At 59.8% G+C, this 22,580-nt stretch carries 15 protein-coding genes; 3 read left to right on the top strand and 12 right to left on the bottom strand.

Going from position 1 to position 22,580, the window contains the following annotated elements; all coding sequences use genetic code 11:
• Positions 1-57: 57 nt before the first annotated feature.
• A complete protein-coding gene (gene metE / locus PSH79_RS21995; RefSeq protein ID WP_305439580.1) occupies positions 58-2,370 on the top strand; it encodes a 5-methyltetrahydropteroyltriglutamate--homocysteine S-methyltransferase in 2,313 nt (770 codons plus the stop codon).
• 66 nt (positions 2,371-2,436) lie between these two features.
• Here metE and PSH79_RS21990 read toward each other — a convergent pair whose 3' ends face one another.
• Positions 2,437-8,019 (bottom strand): dermonecrotic toxin domain-containing protein, encoded by a 5,583-nt coding sequence (locus PSH79_RS21990; RefSeq protein ID WP_305439578.1) that lies wholly within the window; start codon positions 8,017-8,019, stop codon positions 2,437-2,439.
• A gap of 221 nt (positions 8,020-8,240) precedes the next feature.
• Between PSH79_RS21990 and PSH79_RS21985 the strand changes: the two genes are divergently transcribed.
• Together PSH79_RS21985 and PSH79_RS21980 are read left to right on the top strand one after the other, a co-directional pair.
• The gene (locus tag PSH79_RS21985) at positions 8,241-9,275 is read left to right on the top strand and encodes an alpha/beta fold hydrolase (protein WP_305439577.1); all 1,035 of its coding nucleotides are present in this window, start codon (positions 8,241-8,243) and stop codon (positions 9,273-9,275) included.
• An 88-nt stretch (positions 9,276-9,363) separates the two neighbouring features.
• Positions 9,364-10,032, top strand: coding sequence for a DsbA family oxidoreductase (locus PSH79_RS21980; RefSeq protein WP_305439576.1), 669 nt, complete (start codon positions 9,364-9,366; stop codon positions 10,030-10,032).
• A gap of 51 nt (positions 10,033-10,083) precedes the next feature.
• On the opposite strand, the gene PSH79_RS21975 is transcribed toward PSH79_RS21980, so the two are convergent.
• The 11 genes from PSH79_RS21975 to PSH79_RS21925 form a co-directional block, all read right to left on the bottom strand.
• On the bottom strand, positions 10,084-10,422 hold the full coding sequence (locus PSH79_RS21975) for a GlpM family protein (RefSeq protein ID WP_103305465.1): 339 nt from the start codon (positions 10,420-10,422) through the stop codon (positions 10,084-10,086).
• Positions 10,422-11,702, bottom strand: a complete 1,281-nt coding sequence (locus tag PSH79_RS21970) for a sigma-54 dependent transcriptional regulator (RefSeq protein WP_305444059.1) — start codon at positions 11,700-11,702, stop codon at positions 10,422-10,424. Before PSH79_RS21970 ends, PSH79_RS21975 begins: the two co-directional genes overlap by 1 nt.
• A 44-nt stretch (positions 11,703-11,746) precedes the next feature.
• Complete coding sequence (locus PSH79_RS21965; protein WP_305439574.1) at positions 11,747-13,648, bottom strand: ATP-binding protein; 1,902 nt, start codon at positions 13,646-13,648, stop codon at positions 11,747-11,749.
• 242 nt (positions 13,649-13,890) lie between these two features.
• Complete coding sequence (locus PSH79_RS21960; RefSeq protein ID WP_042560754.1) at positions 13,891-14,625, bottom strand: amino acid ABC transporter ATP-binding protein; 735 nt, start codon at positions 14,623-14,625, stop codon at positions 13,891-13,893.
• On the bottom strand, positions 14,622-15,293 hold the full coding sequence (locus PSH79_RS21955) for an amino acid ABC transporter permease (RefSeq protein ID WP_095190467.1): 672 nt from the start codon (positions 15,291-15,293) through the stop codon (positions 14,622-14,624). The genes PSH79_RS21960 and PSH79_RS21955 overlap by 4 nt, the downstream gene beginning before the upstream one ends.
• The gene (locus tag PSH79_RS21950) at positions 15,293-16,039 is read right to left on the bottom strand and encodes an amino acid ABC transporter permease (protein ID WP_095190466.1); all 747 of its coding nucleotides are present in this window, start codon (positions 16,037-16,039) and stop codon (positions 15,293-15,295) included. The genes PSH79_RS21955 and PSH79_RS21950 overlap by 1 nt, the downstream gene beginning before the upstream one ends.
• A 192-nt stretch (positions 16,040-16,231) precedes the next feature.
• Entirely contained in the window at positions 16,232-17,146 is a 915-nt protein-coding gene (locus tag PSH79_RS21945) for a glutamate/aspartate ABC transporter substrate-binding protein (protein ID WP_305439570.1), read from the bottom strand.
• 348 nt (positions 17,147-17,494) lie between these two features.
• Positions 17,495-19,030: a glycerol-3-phosphate dehydrogenase gene (gene glpD / locus PSH79_RS21940; protein ID WP_305439568.1), complete on the bottom strand. Its 1,536-nt coding sequence runs from the start codon at positions 19,028-19,030 to the stop codon at positions 17,495-17,497.
• A gap of 261 nt (positions 19,031-19,291) precedes the next feature.
• Positions 19,292-20,047, bottom strand: a complete 756-nt coding sequence (locus tag PSH79_RS21935; RefSeq protein WP_007916700.1) for a DeoR/GlpR family transcriptional regulator — start codon at positions 20,045-20,047, stop codon at positions 19,292-19,294.
• 95 nt (positions 20,048-20,142) lie between these two features.
• Positions 20,143-21,645 (bottom strand): glycerol kinase GlpK, encoded by a 1,503-nt coding sequence (gene glpK, locus PSH79_RS21930; RefSeq protein ID WP_305439563.1) that lies wholly within the window; start codon positions 21,643-21,645, stop codon positions 20,143-20,145.
• Positions 21,646-21,722: 77 nt separating this feature from the next.
• Positions 21,723-22,574, bottom strand: coding sequence for an MIP/aquaporin family protein (locus PSH79_RS21925; RefSeq protein WP_305444057.1), 852 nt, complete (start codon positions 22,572-22,574; stop codon positions 21,723-21,725).
• Positions 22,575-22,580: the final 6 nt, after the last annotated feature.

Raw genomic sequence — 22,580 nt, 5'->3', positions numbered from 1 at the left:
ATGTTGGCTTGACTGTCGACAATGGCGCCATCTTTTACGCAATGGAGCTCATTCGACATGGCCGTGGCCCACACCCTTGGTTTTCCGCGCATCGGCGCCGACCGTGAACTGAAAAAAGCCCTCGAAGCCTACTGGAAAGGCGATATCGATCAGGTTGCGCTGAACCAGGTAGGCCGCGATCTGCGCGCTGCTCACTGGCAGTTGCAGAAAGCGGCCGGCATCGATCTGCTGCCGGTTGGCGATTTCGCCTGGTACGACCAAGTGCTGACTCACTCGCTGACCTTCGGCGTGATCCCCGAGCGTTTCGACGGCGTGCGCGATGAGCACGGCCAGCCGAGCCTCGATACCCTGTTCGCGATGGCGCGCGGTGCCACGGCCGGTTGCTGCGCTGGCGACCACGGCAAGACCCGATACGCGCAGGAGCTGACCAAGTGGTTCGACACCAACTATCACTATCTGGTCCCGGAGTTCAGCGCTGATCAACAGTTCAAGCTGAGCTGGGAGCAGTTGTTCGATGAAGTCGAAGAAGCCAAGGCGCTGAGCCACAACGTCAAACCGGTGATCATCGGCCCGCTGACGTATCTGTGGCTGGGCAAGGCCAAAGGCAACGACTTCGACAAGCTCGATCTGCTCGAACGCCTGCTGCCGGTCTACAACGAAATCCTCGTGCGTCTCGCCGAGCAAGGCGTGGAGTGGGTACAGATCGACGAACCAATCCTCACCCTCGACCTGCCGCAAGCGTGGAAAAGCGCTTTCGAACGCGCCTATCACATCCTCCAGTACTCGCCACTGAAGAAGCTCGTGGCGACCTATTTCAGTGGCCTGCAAGACAATCTCGGTCTGGCCGTTGGCCTGCCGGTGCAGGGGCTGCACATCGACGCGGTGCGTGCGCCGGAGCAACTCGGTCAGGTGCTTGATCGGCTGCCGACCTACAAGATTCTCTCGGTGGGCCTGGTCAACGGGCGCAACGTCTGGCGCTGCGAACTGGAGCAGGCGCTGGCGCAATTGCAACCGGCGCAGGAGCGTTTCGGCGACAACCTGTGGGTCAGCAGTTCCTGCTCGTTGCTGCACAGCCCGGTGGATGTCGAGCGTGAAGACACGCTCGATCCGGAACTGAAAAGCTGGCTGGCGTTTGCCGTGCAGAAGTGCAGCGAAATCTCCGTGCTGCGTGATGCCTTGAATGATCCGCAAGCACCCAAGGTGCAACGCGCATTGGCCCAGAGCCGGGCGATTCAGGCCAGCCGGGCGCAGTCGCCACGCATCCACAAGGCCGAGGTGCAGGCACGGATCAAGGCGATCAACGCCAACGACAGTCAGCGCCAATCGCCCTTCGCCAAACGCATCGCCCAACAACAGGCGCGTCTGCAATTGCCGACCTTCCCGACCACGACTATCGGCTCGTTCCCGCAGACCGCTTCGATCCGTCTGGCGCGGCAGGCGTTCAAGCAGGGCAAGCTGTCGGCCAACGATTACCACGACGCCATGCGCAGTGAAATCCGCCATGCGGTGCAGGTGCAGGAACGCCTGGGGCTGGATGTGCTGGTACACGGTGAGGCCGAGCGCAATGACATGGTCGAGTACTTTGCCGAGCAGCTCGACGGTTACCTGTTCACCCGTTTCGGCTGGGTGCAGAGCTACGGTTCGCGCTGTGTGAAACCGGCGGTGATTTATGGTGATCTCAGTCGCCCGAATGCCATGACCGTCGACTGGATCACTTACGCCCAAGGCCTGACCGAAAAGGTCATGAAAGGCATGCTCACCGGCCCCGTGACGATGCTGATGTGGTCGTTCCCGCGTGAAGATGTGTCACGCAAAATCCAGGCGCAGCAACTGGCGCTGGCCCTGCGTGACGAAGTGGTGGATCTGGAAAACGCCGGGATCAAGATCGTGCAGATCGACGAAGCCGCGTTCCGCGAAGGCCTGCCGCTGCGCCGTGCGCAATGGCAGGACTATCTGGATTGGGCCGTCGAAGCGTTCCGTTTGACCGCCTCCGGTGTGAAGGACCAAACCCAGATCCACACCCACATGTGCTATAGCGAATTCAACGATGTGATCAAGGCAATTGCCGACATGGACGCCGACGTGATCACCATCGAAACCTCGCGTTCGGACATGGAGCTGCTCGACGCCTTCGAAGCGTTCGACTACCCGAATGACATCGGCCCGGGCGTCTACGACATCCACTCGCCACGGGTGCCGGACACTGCCGAGATGGTCAAGTTGATGAGTAAAGCGGTCAAACGGATTCCCGCCGAGCGGCTGTGGGTCAATCCCGATTGCGGCCTGAAGACCCGCGCCTGGCCGGAGACGGAAGCGGCGTTGGTGAACATGGTGGCGGCGGCGCGGCGGTTGCGCAGTCAGTTGGCTTAAGTCGTTGCCGGATAAAAAACCGCATCCGCGAGGACGCGGTTTTTTATCAGAGTAGGGAAGACTGGCTCAGGGCGCGTGCGCACCCTCGATCCGAGCAATTGCGGCCTCAAAATGAACCAGCACAGTCGACTGCTTACCGATATCGGCATAAGGCAGATCGGGATTGTCAGCGTGGGTCAGCCATCGGTGCTCGCGCAGTTTCAAATGGGCTTTTTCGAAACTTCTGAACGACTTGGTCGCGCTGCGATAGTGAAAGTGGGCGTACCACAGCAACGCTTGCGGCTGTTTCGTCCAGATCTCGTATTCCTGCATATGGTCGTGATGGCCTCTGAATTTTCCCAGGTATTTCAGCGAGGCTGACCTGCGAATTTCCACGACACCTTCCCCCATGAGGTCATCCAGCATGCCGTCGGTAGGTTTTTGAATGGCCAGCGTCTGGCGGGTACGCATGGCCCGTCCGGTGGCAGTCAGTTCGCGGGCCTTGTTGCGCAATTGCCGGATGATCGGATCCTGCGCATCGAGCGCTTCGATTCGATTGGCGCGAGTGGTGAGTTCGGTCGCCTCGGTATCCATCATGTGCTGCAATTCGACTGGCAGCATGTCCTGGTCCGCGTAGGACTGAACCTTGGTGTGATAGGCCGGTTGGGCGTCCAGCCGTCGTTGTGCATCAGTCAATAACGCGGCCAGGCTCCTTTGTTCCGGTGCGGGTTGCTCTACGCTGCGCGGATTCAACAGGCGGATCTGATTGTCAGTGCCTTGCTCCCAGATTTCCTCGTGTCCGCCGCGACCGGTCGAAACGTACTGACGCCTCTGGGTCGTCGCGTGCCAGCGCTCGACACCGTATAGCAGCTGATTGTCTGCTGTGGTGAAGATCCGCGGCACCGGCTGGCCCGCCGGTATCTTGATGGGTTCGTCGATGATGCCCTTGCGGGCGCGCTCCGCCATTTTTTCGATTCCGCTCATCAGTGCCGGGACTTCATCGAGGTGAAAGTGTTGCGGATAGGAGGCTGTCCAGATCCTCATCCCGCGTTGAAACCGGGTGTACACCTCGAGACAGTTCTGAAGAATCTGACTGCGCTGGGCCACCGTCGCTTCGACTGTCCTCAGGGTGTGGTGGTTGAACATGGCCCGATCGAAAAGGTTAAAGAGCTCGTCCGACTGTTCCTGAAGATCGAACCAGGACACATCCTTGACATTGTCGTAGCGTCTGATGATTTCCAGCCTCTGGCTGGTTCGCATGCGCAGCAGAATGGCGTCGTTCTGCTTTTCCTTGATGTTTTCGATCATTCTTGTGACGTGCTCTTTGTGCGCCTTTTTGACGACACTCTTGTTCCAGTGCAGGACGTTGTCCCTGAGCTCCTCCATCTGGATCAGCTTCTTCAGGATGTCGATATGTATCAAGCGGCCTTCTTCGAAATGTTTCAGGCGTTGGGCCAGCATCTCGGCCGGCAAGTTGTCGATCACGTCTTGCAGCGCATCCAGACGATGGGCCGCCGTGACGACATCCTGAGAGTTGAATAAAGCGCGATGCCAGTACCGATCTACCAGCCAGGAGGCCACTTCGCTCTGGATCTCGAGTGTTCTTGAATAATTTTTTCTCTCGGCAAGCAGACGATAGGTGTCCAGTTTTTCGTAATGCCGGAGAGCCATCTCGATATCGCCCTCACACGTGGCGTCAAGCGTCGCGCGCTGCAACTGTTGTTCTGCAGGCGTTGCCGCGCGGTAACGGTAGATCGCGTCGTTGCTCTCATTCAATCGGGTAAAGACGGGGGCTGCCATATCGTCGGCGTCTGCTTTGAGCCTCAGACGCTGGCGACTGATATGTCCCGTCAGCCAGGCGGGCAGATATTGCCGAATCACTTGCGGCCAGTACGGATCCAGTGCATTTGCCAGATGGCCGGGCACATTTCCGCCGCCCAGCCCGCCACCGCCGAAGGTGCTGCCGTAAACGCCGAACCAGGTATCCCATTGGCCGGCTTCATCCAGTGCGATGGGTTGCTTGTAGGTTCGCTTGCTGTTGCCAGACAGTCGCCAGTGGTGTGAATCACGGCTGTATTGAACTTCGAAGATGCGCCCCTGGCGGACGATGAAGTCCCCGTCGGTATGCCGGTAAATGCCACGATAAAGACCATGGGTGGCCGGGTGCAGGCCAGACAGCGAGATCGGTTTTTCATACTCGTAGCCGGCAAAACGCGCGATCAGGTGCCGGGTCTGACGCTGGGACGGGAGGTGGAATGCCGCGGCGCTTCGGGTCAGCCTGCGCAGCTGACGGGCCCGGGTCAGCGCGCTGGCGTTACTGGTCAGACCGCCAGCGATGGCATCACCGGGAATAAAGTCCATCGCCGCATCGATCAGGCACAGCAGCATGGTTTTGATTTCCTCCAGACCGTCGCCGACGTTTCCGCGCAAGAAGGCGGCTACCGCCTGGTTGGCGGCGGTCCAGGCATCGTAGAGCGCGATGGCGGTGCCAATGAACGGCAGCATGCCCAGCGCCATCTTCAAGTAATTGAACGCACGCGGGCCTTTGAGGGCATAACGCTCCATATACAGCGCGTCGTTGGAGCGGGAAGTACCGCGATGAGCTTCGAGCAGACGCCCCATGTGGGCATCGAGCAAGTGGCTGGCGAAGGACGTGCTTGCCGGCCAGCGCGGGCCGACGCCGATCAAGGCGTCGAAGCGCTTTTGTACGGTGTCATTGATACGGCTTTCATGGGCGCGCACGTTGCCCTGCACGGCTCGGCCGGCCAGGTAGCGGATCATTGAATCCTGCTGACAAAGTTTGAACAGCGCCTTGCGCGCCGATTCAAGGTTGTCGTAACGGCGCAGAAAGCGCTCATCCGGGCTGTCGGGAAGATAAAGCAGCGTCACGCCGCTGACCTGTTCCTCAATGAAGGTCACGCCTGACAGAGTGCTGGGGCCTTGATTGAGCGTGTCCTTGCCGCCGACAGTCAGGCTGGCGGGCAAAATCACCACACGTTGGCCCCCCGTGTTCCACGCGGACGCGCTGTCAGCACTGATGGCAATCTCGAGGGTGCGCAGTTCGTCGTTGTTGATATGGCCTTGCAGGCGAGCGAAGCGACCTTGCAACTTGAGCATCAGGCGCCAAGGCTCTATCAGGCATTCGCGACGATGCTCGCGGGTGAACGGTGCTTCGCTGACGGCGCCTGTGAAGGCATCGAGAATCAGCCGCTCATAGGCGCGGGGCAGATCGAGTTCGGGCAGGATCTTGCGCAAGTAGGTCACGTTGATGCCGTTGACCAACCGATTGCGCTCTCGAGTATTCGCACTGACCACATACAGCCGCAGGAACACCAGCCGCTGCGACAGCGGATCCTCTTGCACCGACTTTTCCTTGTCTATATTGAGTTGGGCCAGTTCGGCAAGCGTCATGCTGCTGCGTTTGGCACTGGCGACCATGACCGTGGTCGTTACCGTCCCGGTGAGCCCGCTGGAATAGCGCTTCTCCCACGTGACGCCGTCAGGCAGATCCAGCGTTACCGTGAAGTCATCTTTGAGCGAGAAGTCTTTGCGCAGGCGCGCATTCAGGTGCTTGCGAGTGAAGTCGTCCCTCGGTTCCAGGGCGAGGGTCAACAGTTCGTGGCTGCGTTGCATCGCCTGGATAAAGGCGCCGATGTCACTTTTAAGCGCGATACGGTCGGTGGTAGACAGATTGCTCAGCCAGGACGGCAAGTTTGTCGCCAGGGTGCTGCTGTGTTTTTGCTCCAGCAGGTGGGCCAGTGCCAGGCTTCGAGCCGCGTGCACCGGGACTTGCAGCGCGGCGAGGAAGCGTTTGCGCAAAATATCCAGTTGCTGCTCGCGCTCGGCAGTCTCGGTGGCTTCAACCAGGCGCGTGCGGATCGCGCCGGCCTGCGCTTCAAAGTCGGCGACCTGTTGACTCAAAGCGTGCAGCAGCGGGTCACCGCTGAGGCGGGTCAACTGTAAAGCGAGGGCCTTGTCCTGCTCGGCGATGTGGAACACCTGACGGTCGAGCGCCTGACGATTGGCGAACTTTTGCAGGCCGCCGCCGATACCGGGCCAAAACAGCAACACGCTGTGCGGCGACATCGGGTCGAGTAGCGCGTCCGGATGAGTCATCACAAACGGGCCGTAAAGCGATTGCGTGCGGGTCGTGGGATTGTCACCGGACTGTTCGTTCATCGTCAGGGTCAGGCTTGCCGCGACATGATTGGCATCGGCAGTGGCCGGGGTGTCGAGCAGCGCGGTTACCCGAGCGCATTCCTCGCTGTTCAACTGTTCGAGGGCCTGTTGCAGTTTGACTTCAGTCTGCAAGCCCGCCTTGTGCGCCTGATGCAACGCGTTGAGCTCACGATTGAACACTTCCAGATCCACTGACTGCGGGCGCCACAGCAGGGCAGTGGCGGCTTTGTTGGCGGCTTGTTCGGCGGTTTCCAAGGTGTTGTTCAAATCCTTCACCGATTGCAGGGCGGTGCTGGCGTGCGCAGTGCCTTGCAGGGTTTCGAGTGCGTCGCGCTGGCGTTTGAGCGCTGCCTGACGCAGCGCCCAGGGAATGTCGGCGTACAGATTGCCGAACAGTGACGCCTCATCGTCTTCGTCATCGGCAACGTCAGCCAACACGGTTGGTGGCGAGGCGAATACGGCGGCGGTGCTGCGTTGCTGGTCGATCTGATCGGCTTGATCGAGGGCTTTGCCCGCCTGTTCGGCCAGATCGGCTTTACCGACGCTGCCATGGCGCAGCGCATTGATCTGCGCCTGCTGCAAGTGAGCCAGCAGGTCAGTCATGCCTGTGCTCAGAGGCGGGTTTCTGTCGGTGTATTCGAATGACAGGCCGCTAGTCGATAAACCGCTGGGCACCAATGGCTGAGTGCTCAGCCAGGCCTCAAGCTCGCTGCGTTGGGCAAAACCTTTGAATGCCTCGGGACGCAACGGCAGGTATAGCCATTGCGCAACCGGCTGGCGGCCCCCGAAGCTGATGACCCAGGCGGCAGGGAGTTTGACTTTGCTGCCGTTGCTCAACACCAGCGACAGCTGCTCAGTGCTGAGCAGTGGCGTGGCGGCGTTGGCATCCATCAGGGCCAGCAGCGGTCGCAGTTGTTCGGCGGTCAACTGGCCTTTGGCAAACGCGAAGTGTGCGGTGGCTTCCAGATGATCGCGATACAACTGGCTGGCTCGTTCGCGACGTGACACCGGCGCGCCCGGCGCGCGTGCGTCCCAGTACTGATTCCACGCGGTTTCCGTGGCCTGCAACGGGTCGAGTGTCCTGACCCGTTCAAGCAATTGCTGCGGTGTGAGGTTGAACAAGTCATGGGAGGCGGGCAAGCCGGTCACATGGCATTGCGCGTTGAGCGTGCCTGGTACCTGCGGATGCTGGAAGACAAAAGCGCAGGCCTGGGCGATGGGCACGAACTGTCCGGGGCGCTGTTCCGTGCCCGAGAATTGCAGGCCAATGTCCGGCTCACCCAGATCCAGCTTCGCTTCGAGCAATTGAACGAGGGTCGCCCGAACGGCCGGAATCCCGACAACCAGTTCGCGCAGCCCTTGGCTGCTGTCGCGCCAACGTTGCGACGCGCTCGTCAGCAGGGCGTCGTCATGGATGTCTGGCAGGCGCAATCGGGATGGTGTCACTGCCGGCGCCGTAGCCGGCAAGTGGAGCAGTAAAGAATCTGGCATGGTCGCCATCACTCGCGATGTGAAGCGGCGGATCCGCTTCCTCCGTGAGCCATTCAATGGAAATTGCCGACCTCGGTGGAGGTACATAGTTATCGGCAAGCGGTTATCGTCGAACGACCGCTCGGCACTCTTCATCAAACTGTCATCGAACTGTGGCAGCGCGCTTGAACAAACTTCATCAGACTCGCGCTCTACTGGGGTTCTGCGTTTCGGTGTTTTTCATGCACAAGGTTTTTTTATCAGTCGCGGCCCTGTTGGCCGCGCTTTTATTCGGCTTGCCGTCGTTTGCCGCCTCGCGTTGCGATGTCAACGTACCGACCGAGCGGGCCGATCTGGCGCAGGTCAGCATCGCCTACCAGAGCATTGGTCGCGCGTCGGATCCGGCATTGTTGCTGGTGATGGGCCTGGGCGGGCAGTTGATCCACTGGCCGGATGAAGTAGTGGTAGCGCTGTGTCAGCAGGGCTTTCGAGTGATCCGCTATGACAACCGCGATGTCGGTTTGTCGACCTGGCGCCAGGCTCCGCTGGAGGCCAACCTGACCTTTGAAGTGCTGCGCTACAAACTCGGTCTGCCGGTGTCGGCGCCTTATAGCCTGACCGACATGGCCGACGATGCGCTGGGCTTGATGAATGCTTTGCACGTCGAGCAGTTCCATGTGCTGGGCGCGAGCATGGGCGGGATGATCGCCCAGCACATGGCGGCCATGGCGCCGCAACGGGTCGAGAGCCTGACGCTGATCATGACCACCTCCGGCGCCGAAGGTTTACCGGCGCCGAGTGCGGCGCTGGTGCAACTTCTATCGCGCCGTGGCGCGCCGAATCGTCGAGTGGCGCTGGAGCAGCAGGCTGATTTGCTGGCGGCGCTGGGCAGTCCGACGGTCAGCGATGATCGGCAGGCGTTGCTGCAACAAGCGGCGGCGTCCTATGACCGCGCGTTCAATCCTGAAGGGGTCAAGCGGCAGATCATGGCGATTCTTGCCGAACCGAGCCGGGTGGCGCTGCTCAATCAATTGCGCGTGCCGACGCTGGTGGTGCACGGCACGGCCGATCCGTTGCTGCCGGTGATGCATGGCGTGCATCTGGCGGCGCATATTCGCGGCAGTCAGTTGAAGCTGATTCCGGGGCTGGCGCATCGTTTTCAAGAGGCATTCAAGGCGCCGTTGCTGGCGGCGGTGTTGCCGTATTTGCAGGCGCATCGTGAAGACACTTCGCACTGGGCGCAGATCGAGCCGGTGGCGGGAACCAATCTACTCTGACTCAAAGGCCCGATCGTGAGCAGGCCCGACATTCACCGCAAAATCCGGAGCAGGTGTATCGTCTGGATTTTGCCGCGCGAGGTGAGTCATGAATTCCACTCTGAAAATCGACTTTGTCAGCGACGTGTCCTGCCCGTGGTGCGTCGTCGGTCTGTATGGCCTGCTTCAGGCGCTGGAGACCCTGCGCAACGAAGTGCAGGCCGAGATTCATTTCCAGCCGTTCGAGCTGAATCCGAAGATGGGCCCCGAAGGGCAGAACATCACCGAGCACATCGGCGAGAAATATGGCTCCACGCCTGAGCAGTCACAGAAGAACCGCGAAGCCATTCGTGCCCGTGGTGCTGATCTGGGGTTTGCCTTTCGCACCGATGGCAACAGCCGCATCTACAACACCTTCGATGCGCATCGTTTGCTGCATTGGGCGGGGCTGGAGGGTTTGCAGTTGCCGTTGAAGGAGGCGTTGTTCAAGGCGTATTTCAGCGATGGCGGTAATCCGTCTGATCGCCCGCAGTTGGCGCAGATTGCTGAAAGTGTCGGGCTGGATCGGCGCCGCGCCGACGCGATTCTGGCGTCGGACGAATTTGCCGATGAAGTGCGTGAAGAGGAGCAGGTGTGGCTGCAACGCGGGGTGAGTTCGGTGCCGACAGTGGTGTTCAACGGTCAGTACGCGGTGACCGGTGGGCAGCCGGTGGAGACGTTTGTCGGGGCGATTCGGCAGATCATGGCCGAATCCACGGGCGGCACTGTCAGTCACTAATCGCCCACCGTGTAGGAGCAGCCTGCGGCAGCTCCTACACGGTGGGAGTGGTCACGAGTGTAGGCGGACCCAAACCGTCACCAGTACGGTCGCCGCCATCAACCACGCCACCGCTGCCACCGCCAGCGAAGCCTCCAGCCGCAGACGATCGACCATCACATACAACGTCGCCAGGTACACAAAGTACGGAATGATCGACCACATCCCGAACACGATGGTGGTCTTCAGATCATCAACCGAACGCCCTTTGCCGACGATGTAGTGCGCGATCAGGGCAAACGTCGGAAACAGCGGCACCAGGCCTGCGATGTAATAGTTCCTGGTCTTGGCCAGTGCCGCGAGAATCACGACCACGGCGGCGCCGAGTGCGGCTTTCAGTAGCAGATCCATCAGTGGCTCAACCCGTATTTTTTCACTTTGTCGAACAACGTGGTTTTGGCCATACCCAGTTCCAGGCTCGCCTGTGTCAGGTTGCCGCCGCTGCGTTGCAGGGCATCGCTGAGCAAATTGCGTTCGAACGCTTCCACCGCCTCGGCAAACGCCAAGCCCTGGCCCGCGCTACCTGCGCCAGACTTCTTGAAGGCCGGCAGGCCCAAGGCGAAACGCTCGGCGACGTTGCGCAGTTCCCGCACGTTGCCCGGCCAGTCGTGGCTCATCAGGTTCGAGAGGGTCTGGTTGTCCAGCTCCGGCAACGCGCGGTCGAAGCGCAGGGCTGATTGCTGAGTGAAGTGTTCGAACAGTTGCAGGATGTCTTCGCGGCGTTCGCGCAGCGGTGGCAACTCCAGAGTCACCACGTTGAGGCGGTAATACAAGTCGCTGCGAAACTCGCCGGCCTTGCTCGATTCGTCGAGGTCGGATTTGGTCGCCGCGATCACCCGGCAATCCACCGCCACACTCTGGTTCGAACCGAGGCGTTCAAGGGTGCGTTCCTGCAATACGCGAAGCAGTTTGATCTGCAACGGCAGCGGCATGCTTTCGACTTCATCAAGGAACAGCGTGCCGCCGTCGGCATGTTCGATCTTGCCGATCCGGCGTTTACCGGCGCCAGTGAAGGCGTTGGCCTCGTGGCCGAAGATCTCGCTTTCGAACAGATTCTCCGGCAGGCCGCCGCAGTTCAGCGCGACGAACTGCTTGCTGTGACGGCGACTGAAATCGTGCAGGCAACGGGCAACCAGCTCTTTGCCCGTGCCGGTTTCACCTTCAATCAAAACGTTGGCCGACGTGTCGGCGACGTTGGCGATCAGTTCGCGCAGGTTCTGCATCGCTGGCGAGCGACCGATGATGCGTCCTTCGAGAGAATCACGCTCGGCCAGTTGCCGCCGCAGCGATGAAACCTCGCGGGCGAGGCTGCGTTGCTCCAGCGCACGCCGCGCGACATCCACCAGACGCTCGGGGGAGAACGGCTTTTCCATGAAGTCGTAGGCGCCTTTTTGCATGGCGCCGACCGCCATGGAGATGTCGCCGTGGCCGGTGATCAGCACCACCGGCAGGCTGCGGTCGCGTTGCTTGAGGCGGGTCAGCAGTTCCAGGCCATCGATGCCCGGCAGGCGAATGTCGCTGATGACGATGCCGGCAAAGTTGTCACCGACGCGCTCCAGCGCTTCTTCGGCACTGCCGACGCCGATGCAGGGAATGTCTTCCAGCGTCAGCGCTTGCTGGCAGCCGAGCAACACATGGGGGTCGTCTTCGACGATCAGCACACTAAGGTCGTGGTTCATATTGGCTCGGCAGGAGTAGGGCTTACCAACGGTAAACTGAGGACGAAGGTGGTACCGCCGCCACCGGGGTGTTCGACACCCAGGTGGCCGCCAGTGGCGGCGGCGAGGCTGGCGGACAGGGTCAGGCCCAGCCCCAGGCCTTGTTCGCCGGGCTTGGTGGTGAAGAACGGTTCAAACAGATGCTTGCGCGCTTCAGCGTCGATGCCATGGCCGTTGTCGCGCACCCGCAGGCGATATTTGCCGTTGAATTCATCGCCTTCCAGCCACAGTTCCGGCAACGGTTGCGCCTGCATGGCATCGAGGGCGTTGCCGATGAGGTTGACCAGAATCTGTTCGAGGCGGGTCTGGTCGATGTGCAACTGCACATCAATGAATTGCCGGTGCAGTTGCAGTGCCGGGTTTTCCAGGCGGGCGCCGAGCAGTTGCAGTGCGGCTTCCACGGCTTTACCGAGGCTGGCCTGGCCCTGATTGTCACCGCGCCGGGCAAACGAACGCAGGCTCGCGGTGATCCGGCCCATGCGGTCGATCAGGTCATTGATGGTCTTGAGATTGGTGCTGGCAACATCCAGCTGACCGCGTTCCAGAAAGCGTACGGTGTTGCCCGACAGCGTGCGCATGGCCGCCAGCGGCTGGTTCAATTCGTGGGCAATGCTGGTGGACATTTGGCCTATGGCGGCGAGTTTGCCGGCCTGGACCAATTCATCCTGAGCGCGGCGCAAGGTCTCTTCGGCCTGACGCCGTTCGCGGATCTGGCTTTTCAGTCGCTCGTTGCTGGCGCGCAGGTCGGCGGTGCGTTCGGTAATCCGACGCTCCAGTTGATTGTTGGCTTCCTGCAAGGCTTCGCGGGCGGCGAGGCGGGTGGCGATGACCTTGCGCCGCTCGTTCCAGGCGATCAGCAGGAAGGCCACCAGAGCAAACGCCACGGCCACCAGGATCCCCTGATTGATTGCTTCGCGCCGCAAATCCTGCAATGAAGTGAGCAGGGTGAAATTCCACGGTGTGTCGCTCAAGGGACGGGTCTGGGCCAGATAGCTGATGTCGTCTTCATTCGAATCGACTTCGCTGTTGGCCGGGAAGGTCAGTTTTTCCACGCCTTCGGACAAGGTTTCGCGAGCCAGCGGTTGCAGTTCGTTGAGCGGGAACCAGTAGTACTGGAGGCTGCGGGCGAGTTTTTCCTTGGTTTCCTCACTCAGCGGCAGCACCGATTTGAGCCGTCGGGCCGGATCGCTGGAAAGAATGATGATGCCGTTTTCATCGCTGACAAACGCTTCGAGGCGCGCCCGTTGCCAGCGTTCTTCCATGGCTTCCAGACGCACCTTGACCACGGCGACGCCGATGATCTTGCCGTGTTCTTCCAGGCCATGGGCCAGGTAGTAACCGGGTTCGCCGTTGGTGCTGCCGATTCCGTAGAAACGGCCGGGTTCGCCACGGACGGCTTTTTGAAAGTAGGCACGGAAGGACAGGTCTTCTCCCAGGTAACTGTCGACATCGCGCCAGTTACTGGTGGCCATGACGCGGCCGGTGGTGTCCATCACGTAGATGGCCCGACTGCGGCTGCGCCGGTTCAGGCCTTCGAGGTATTCGTTGACTGTTTGCCGGTGTTCCGGGGTCGGGTCGGCCAGCAGTTGCGGGACACTGGTTTCCAGTTCCAGCAGGCTGGGCAGGTAGGTGTATTTGCTGATCTCGCTCTCGACCGCACGGGCGTGCAGTTCCAGTTGGCGCTGGCCGTTCTCGCCGAGGCTGCGAATGCCGAAATGCTCACTGGTCCAGAAGCCGATAAAACCCAGGCCGATCATCAGGGCGATGACCAGTGGCGGCAGGAACAGATGACGAATCAGACGAGGTTTCACGGCAAGTGATGGCGGCGCGGCGCGATAGAGATTGGGGTCGCATTTCATCACAGTTGCCTTGGGTCAACCAGCATGGCAACAGCATCCTGGTTTGGTCGAGCGCGGAACCTGTGGCGAGGGGATTTATCCCCGTTCGGCTGCGAAGCAGTCGTCAATCCGGATAAACGCGGTTCGACTTTGAAATGCAGGGGTCGCTTCGCAACCCAACGGGGATAAATCCCCTCGCCACAAGGGATCTCATTATCAGAGAACTCACCCCCCCCCAAAGCTGAGGAGGGTGGTATTGCTTTTTAGTGCTGCAGGATTTTCTCGAGGAAGTGCTGCGCGCGTTCGGAGCGGGCGCTGATGTCGCCGAAGAACTCCTCTTTCGGGCAGTCTTCGATGATCTTGCCGGCGTCCATGAAGATCACCCGGTCAGCCACTTTGCGGGCGAAGCCCATTTCATGGGTCACGCACATCATGGTCATGCCTTCTTGGGCCAGTTGCACCATCACGTCGAGCACTTCGTTGACCATCTCCGGGTCGAGCGCCGAGGTCGGTTCGTCGAACAGCATGACGATCGGGTCCATCGCCAGCGCACGGGCAATCGCCACACGCTGTTGCTGGCCACCGGAGAGCTGGCCCGGATGCTTGTGGGCGTGAGCTGACAGACCGACGCGCTCAAGCAGTTGCAGACCTTTCTTGGTCGCCTCTTCCTTGCTGCGGCCCAACACCTTGATCTGCGCGATGGTCAGGTTTTCGGTGATGGTCAGGTGCGGGAACAGTTCGAAATGCTGGAACACCATGCCGACGCGCGAGCGCAGTTTCGGCAGGTTGGTCTTCGGGTCGGCAATCGAAGTGCCGTCCACGACGATGTCGCCTTTCTGGAACGGCTCCAGTGCGTTGACGCACTTGATCAGGGTCGATTTGCCGGAACCCGACGGGCCGCAGACCACGATCACTTCGCCTTTTTTGACCTCGGTGCTGCAATCAGTCAGCACCTGGAAGTCCCCATACCACTTGTTGATGTTTTTGATAGAGATCATACGGCGAACCTTTTTTGCAGACGCTTGACCAGCAGCGAGGCGGCAAAGCTGATGATGAAGTACACGACACCGGCGAAAATCAGGAACTCATTGGAACGACCAATGATGTCGCCGCTGGCGCGGGAGGCGTTGAGGAAATCCACCAGGCCCACGGTGTAAACCAGCGAGGTGTCCTGGAACAGAATGATGCTCTGCTGCAGCAGCAGCGGAGTCATCTTGCGAAAGGCCTGCGGCAGGATGATCAGGCGCATCATCTGCCCGTAGCTCATGCCCAGCGCCTGTGCTGCGCCCATCTGGCCTTTGGGAATCGACTGCACACCGGCCCGGACGATTTCGCAGAAGTACGCCGCTTCAAACATCATGAACGCCACGATGCAGGAGGTGAACGCACCGATCGGGGTGTCTTCGCCGGTGATCCAGCGCAGCACGAACGGCACCGCCAGATAGAACCAGGTGATCACCAGCAGCAGCGGGATCGAACGGAAATAGTTGACGTACGCGCCGGCAACGTTGGACAGCAGCTTGTTATGCGACAGCCGGCACAGCGCAAGAATGGTGCCGAGAATGATCCCGCCCACCACGCCCATGGCCATCAGCTTGAGGGTCATCACCATGCCGTTCCACAAACCGGGAATGGCCGGGACGATGCCACTGAAATCGAATTCCATTATTTACCCCCCACGGAGATCAGGCCGGGCACGGCCACTTTCTTCTCGACCACGCGCATCAACAGCATGAGGCTCATGTTCAGGGTGAAATAGATCAGGGTCGCCAGGGTGAACGCTTCGAACAGGTTGGCCGAGAACTCGGCGGTCTGCTTGGTCTGCGCGAGCAACTCCATCAGGCCGATCAGCGAGGCCACGGAGGAGTTTTTGAACACGTTCAAAAATTCCGAGGTAAGCGGCGGAATGATGATCCGGTAGGCTTGGGGCAGCAGCACGTTCCAGTAGATCTGCGGCAGCTTGAAACCCATGGCGCGGGCAGCCGATTCCTGGCCTCGCGGCAGCGCCTGAATACCGGTGCGCACTTGTTCGCAGACACGGGCGGCGGTGAACAGGCCCAGGCACACGACAACGCTCAGGTAGGCCGAGGTAGTCGGGTTGAGGTCCTGCTTGTACCACTCCTGCAGATCCGCCGGGAGCAGGTCGGGCACCAGGAAGTACCAGATGAACAGCTGAACCAGCAGCGGCACGTTACGAAACAGTTCGACGTAGCAGGTGGCGATGCCCGACACGATGCGGTTCGGCACGGTGCGCATGACACCCAGTATCGAGCCCAGCAGCAGGGCGATGATCCAGGCTACGATGGCGATGGCGATGGTCCAGCCCAATCCGGAGATGAACCAGTCGAGATAAGTCTCGCTGCCCACGCCGGTGGACTTGAAGAACACGCCCCAGTCCCAGTTGTAATTCATTAGGGTCTCCCCTCGATTCGATCGATGTACAAGTGCCCGCTTGGGGAACTCCGTTCCCTCCCTGATCGTGAAGATCAGGCACACGCGATCGGCTCGATAGCCACCGGTTCGAGTGTTTCCAAAAAGTGCCAGCAGGGAGTGACAAACTCCTGAAAGGGCCGTGCCCCTTCAGGAGATAAGGTTAGTCAGAAATCAGGATTTCTTGTCGTCAGCCGCTTTGTCGGTCGGATTGGCGATCAGGGCCTTGAGCTCATCGCTCATCGGGAAGTTCAGATTCAAGCCTTTTGGCGGGATCGGCGCCATGAACCACTTCTCGTAGATCTTGTTGATCGCGCCCGATGCATAGGTCGCCTTGATAGCGTCGTCCACAGCCTTTTTGAACGGCTCGTCGCCTTTGCGCATCATGCAGCCGTAGATTTCGTACGACTGTGGTGTGCCGGTCACGGCCCAGTCGGTGGCTTTCTTGGCCTTGGCGGCTTCGCCGGCCAGCAGGGCGTCGTCCATCATGAACGCAACGGCACGACCCGATTCCAGCATCTGGAAGGATTCGCCGTGGTCTTTGGCGGAGATGACGTTCATGCCCATCTGCTTGTCGGCGTTCATCGCCTTGAGGATGCGCTCGGACGTGGTGCCGGCGGTGGTCACGACGTTCTTGCCTTTCAGATCGTCGAAATCCTTGTACTTGGAGTCGGCCTTGGACAGCAGACGGGTACCGATTTCGAAGATGCCGACAGAGAAGTCAACTTGCTGCTGACGCTCGACGTTGTTGGTGGTGGAGCCGCACTCGACGTCCACGGTGCCGTTCTGCACCAGCGGGATACGGGTTTGCGAAGTCACCAGGTTGTATTTGACTTGCAGGTTTGGCAGGTCGAGGTCTTTCTTGATCGCTTCGACGATGGCCAACTGGATGTCGTGGGAGTAGCCGACCGGCTTGCCGGAAGCATCCGCGATGTAGGAAAACGGGATGGAGGCGTCGCGGTGGCCCAGGGTGATCACACCGGACTCTTTGATCTTCTTCAGGGTGCCGGTGAGTTCGGCGGCGAAAACTGGCGTGCTGATCAGAGCGGCAGCAATGGCTGCGCCCAGGATATGGGGAACGATGCGCATCAAATTTTCCTCGACATTGTTTTTTTTATGGAGCCAGTTTGTCGGCCCTTTTGTGCTTCGAATGCCTGACGGCTCCTGAAGTGTTGGCGCAACAGGCATTCGTCGAGAGAGTGTAGAGCATGAGTCGTGCCAGACCACCAGTCTGTTATTAACTATATGATTTATAACGTTATTAAAGTTTTGTGATGGTTTTTTAAAGCGCAACTGATCCGGTTTACCGAATCGACCGGAAGGTCGCGTTCGGAAAACCGAATGGGGAGAGGGTCGGGAGGGGGCTGGTTCTGGCTGTCCAACAAAAAAGCCCCTGAATCTCGCAATTCAGGGGCTTTCGTTCAAGCACTGATCAGATCAGGCCGCTTCAATCTTGCGATTTTGCTCGACCTTACCCAGATACGCCGCCAGTTTTTCCTGCTCTGCCGCGGTGGTGAACAAGCCCAACTTGCTACGGCGCCACAGAATGTCGTGCGCAGTAGTCGCCCACTCTTCGCTGCACAGGTAATCGACTTCACGGGTGTAAAGCCCGCCACCGATGTGTTCACCCATATCGGCGAGGGTCTCGACGCCTTCGAGCATGCGCCAGGTGCGGCTACCGTAGGTGGTCGACCAGCGGCGTGCGATTTCAGTCGGCACGAAGTCGAACTTGTCACGGATCAGCGCGCTCAAGGCCTGCGGGGTGGTCATGTCTTCGCCGCCGGGCAGGGTGGCGGTGGCGGTCCAGCTCGGACGCATCTGGGTGAAGAACGGCATCAACTGCGCCATCGCTGATTCCGCGAGTTTGCGGTAGGTGGTCAGCTTGCCGCCGAATACCGACAGCAGTGGTGCTTCTTCACCGCCACCCGACAATGCCAAGGTGTAATCGCGGGTCACGGCCGACGGGTTGTCGGATTCGTCGTTGCACAGCGGACGTACGCCGGAATAGCTGTGCTGGATGTCGTCGCGGCTGATCTGCTTCTTGAAGTGCGCGTTGACCACTTTCAGCAGGTAATCGGTTTCACCGTCGGTGATCGCCACTTTGGCCGGATCGCCGGTGTATTCACGGTCGGTGGTACCGATCAGGGTGAAGTGGTTCAGGTACGGAATGGTGAAGACGATGCGCTGATCTTCGTTTTGCAGAATGTGCGCGTTTTCACCTTCGTACAGTTTCGGCACGATGATGTGGCTGCCCTGAATCAGACGGATGCCGTACGGCGATTCCATCTTCAGGTCATCACGAATGAACTTGGCCACCCACGGACCGGCGGCGTTCACCAGCGCTTTGGCGGTAATCGAAAACAGGCTGCCGTCGGCGCGTTCCAGATTCAGGTGCCACAAGCCTTTAGCGCGACGTGCGCTGACGCAACGGGTCTGGGTGTGGACGTGAGCGCCTTTTTCCCGGGCGGCCATGGCGTTGAGCACAACGAGGCGGGCGTCGTCGACCCAGCAGTCGGAGTACTCGAAGCCTTTCTTGATTTCGCTTTTCAGCGCGCTGTCGGCGCCGAATTTCAGGCTTTTCGAACCTGGCAGTTTTTCGCGTTTGCCGAGGTTGTCATAAAGGAACAGACCGGCGCGAATCATCCACGCCGGACGCAGGTGCGGGCGGTGCGGCAGCACAAAGCGCATCGGTTTGACGATGTGCGGCGCCTTGGCCAGCAGCACTTCGCGCTCGGCCAGCGCTTCGCGCACCAGACGGAATTCGTAATGTTCGAGGTAGCGCAGGCCACCGTGGATCAGCTTGCTGCTGGCCGACGAGGTGTGACTGGCCAGGTCATCCTTTTCGCAAAGGAACACCGAGAGACCGCGACCGGCGGCATCCGCTGCGATCCCCACCCCATTGATCCCGCCGCCGATGACGGCGAGGTCGTAGATCTCGGAGATAGGGGGCGTACGCAAGGTAGATGTGGACATCGGCTGGCCTCGGGCTCTTTTGATTTTCTATATTGGAAATCGAACATTAATGTTCATTTGCGAAAATGGTAGCCCATAAACACGCGCACAGCCAGTCGACTTCGATTGAAAAAACTCATCGAAGGGCCGATAAAAGAAAATTTTCGAACATTAAAAGCAAAAGATCGCAGCCTTCGGCAGCTCCTACAGGGTTAAGTGAACCCATGTAGGAGCTGCCGAAGGCTCGGGCCGTGATCGGACGATCTTTTGATCTTGAGGGGGTTAAACCACTTCCAGACGAATCTTGTGCTGGCTCAACAACTGCGCCAACGCCGGCACCGGCTGCTGATCGGTGACCAGGCAATCAATCAGGCTGATCGGACCAAGGCGAATCATCGCGTTACGCCCGAACTTGCTCGAGTCCGCCGCGAGAATCACCTGCCGTGCATTGGCAATGATCGCCTGGGAAACCCGCACTTCCTGATAATCGAAGTCGAGCAGGCTGCCGTCCTCGTCGATACCACTGATGCCGACCAGTGCGAAATCCACCTTGAACTGGTTGATGAAATCCACACTCGCCTGACCGACCACACCGCCATCACGGCGCACGTTACCGCCAGTCAGCAGTACATCGAAATCATCCTTGGCACTGAGCATCGACGCCACGTGCAGGTTGTTGGTGATGATCTTCAGATGGTTGTGATTGAGCAGGGCGCGGGCAATCGATTCGGTGGTGGTGCCGATATTGATAAACAGCGAGGCATGATCGGGGATCTGCGCGGCGATGGCTTCACCGATGCGTTGTTTTTCATCGCGCATCTGATCGGCGCGCATCGCATAGGCAGTGTTTTCGACGCTGGAATCATAGGCCGCACCGCCATGGTAGCGGCGCAGCAGATTGGCTTCCGCGAGCTGATTGATGTCGCGGCGGATGGTTTGCGGGGTAACAACGAACAGCGTGGCCATTTCCTCGATGCTCACATAGCCGCGTTCGCGGACCAGCTCGAGGATTTGCTGCTGACGGGGAGGCAGATTCATGGGGCTTCCTTTGGGCTGCCGTGCAAAATTTGCCCATGATGCCGCAGGAATCCGCTCCCTACCAGTTAGATGCCTATCTGGATCTGAAGGTTGGCTTATTCAGCGTCTTCACGCGCCCAGTCACGGGTGCGGCTGACGGCTTTTTTCCAGCCTTTATACAGCTTCTCTTTCTCGACTTCGTCCAGGCTCGGTTCGAACTCACGCTCGATCACCGCTTTGCCGCGCAGTTCTTCCAGGCTGCCCCAGAAACCGCACGCCAGACCGGCCAGATAAGCCGCGCCAAGTGCCGTGGTTTCGCGCATTTGCGGGCGCTCGACCTGAGTGCCGAGGATGTCGGCCTGGAATTGCATGAGGAAGTTGTTGGCGACTGCGCCGCCGTCCACGCGCAGGGCCTTCAGACGTTCGCCGGAGTCCTGTTGCATGGCGTCGAGGACGTCGCGGGTCTGGTAGGCGATCGATTCCAGCGCGGCACGGATGATGTGATCCACGCGCACGCCGCGAGTCAGGCCGAACAGCGCGCCACGGGCATACGGGTCCCAGTACGGAGCGCCCAGACCGGTGAAGGCCGGCACCAGGTACACGCCGTTGCTGTCCTTCACTTTATTGGCGAAGTATTCGGTGTCGTGGGCGTCGTTGATGATTTTCAACTCATCGCGCAGCCATTGCACGGTCGAACCGCCGTTGAACACAGCACCTTCCAGCGCGTAAGCGACTTCGCCACGTGGACCGCAGGCGATGGTGGTGAGCATGCCGTGCTTGGATTTCACCGCTTTGTCGCCGGTGTTCATCAGCAGGAAGCAGCCAGTGCCGTAGGTGTTTTTTGCCTGGCCCGGCTCGACGCACATCTGGCCGAACAGTGCCGCTTGCTGGTCACCGGCGATACCGCCGATGGCGATGCCGCTCTTGGTGCGACCGTAGATTTCCGAGGAGGCTTTGACTTCCGGCAGCATCTCGCGCGGGATGTCGAGGATTTCCAGCATCTTCGAGTCCCACTCAAGCGAGTGGATGTTGAAGAGCATGGTGCGCGAGGCGTTGGTGTAGTCGGTGACGTGGACTTTGCCGCCGGTGAATTTCCAGATCAGCCAGCTATCGATGGTGCCGAACAGCAGTTCGCCGTTGCGCGCACGCTCGCGGCTGCCTTCGACGTTGTCGAGGATCCACTTCAGTTTGGTGCCGGAGAAGTACGGGTCGGTGACCAGACCCGTGGTGTCACGGATGTAGTCTTCGTGGCCGTCGCGCTTGAGCTGTTGGCAGATTTCGGTGCTGCGGCGGCACTGCCAGACGATGGCGTTGTAGACCGGGCGACCGGTGGTCTTGTCCCAGACTACGGTGGTTTCACGCTGGTTGGTGATACCGATGGCGGCCACTTGATCGTGATGCAGGCCGGCCTGGGCCAGCGCTTCAACCATCACCGCGCTCTGGGTGGCGAAGATTTCCATCGGGTCGTGTTCAACCCAACCGGCTTGCGGGTAATGCTGGGCGAATTCGCGCTGCGCGGTGCAGACCACGTTCGCATCGCGGTCGAAAATGATCGCGCGGGAGCTGGTCGTACCCTGATCGAGGGCAATGATGTAGTTCTTATTCTCAATGTCGGTCATGTCGATTGCCTTGGACGAAATAAGGGAGAGTGGGCCGGGGCGCAGGTTCTATTGGGCAGGAACCTGCGCCGACTGTTTCAAGAAGTTCTTGGTTTGCCGTCAATGGCCGGTTCTGCATCCTTTGTAGCAGGTGTGGCGCCGGTCAGGTGACGGGCGATGAGCCCGCGATACCCGGCAGCGCCGAGGCAGGCACCGACAATCGGTGCAAAAATCGGAATCAGGAAATACGGAATATCGCGGCCGCCAGTGAAGGAAATTTCACCCCAGCCAGCAAAAAAAGTCATTAGCTTAGGACCGAAGTCGCGCGCCGGGTTCATCGCGAAACCGGTCAGCGGGCCCATCGAACTGCCAATCACCGCGATCAACAGACCGATCAGCAGAGGCGCCATTGGGCCTCTTGGCAAACCGTTGTTGTCGTCGGTCAGGGCCATGATCACGCCCATCAGGATGGCGGTGATGATCATCTCGACCAGGAACGCCTGAGCGGTAGACAGCACAGGGTTCGGGAAGGTGGAGAACACCGACGCCAACTCAAGGCTGGCAGCCGAGCCACGAACCATTTGATGAGTTTGTTCGTAATCGAAGAAGAGATTGCTGTACAGCGTGTAAACCAGCAGAGCGCCGCAGAAGGCGCCAGCGATCTGCGAGATGATGTAGAAGGGCAGTTTGCGCTTTTCGAAGTCGGCAAAGATTGCCAGCGCGATGCTCACAGCAGGATTGAGGTGCGCACCGGAAACCCCGGCGGTGAGGTAAATCGCCATGCTCACGCCGACGCCCCAGATGATGCTGATTTCCCACAGGCCAAAGCTGGCGCCCGCGACTTTGAGCGCGGCGACACAACCGGTGCCGAAAAAGATCAGGAGTGCAGTGCCCAGAAACTCGGCCATGCATTGGCCCGAGAGCGATGGTTGCTGTAAAGCAGTTGTCATTGAAAA

This window comes from Pseudomonas sp. FP2196, assembly GCF_030687715.1.
GTDB lineage: Bacteria > Pseudomonadota > Gammaproteobacteria > Pseudomonadales > Pseudomonadaceae > Aquipseudomonas.
Note: the sequence above shows the minus strand (reverse complement) of the source record. Positions and strands in the feature narration are given on the sequence as shown.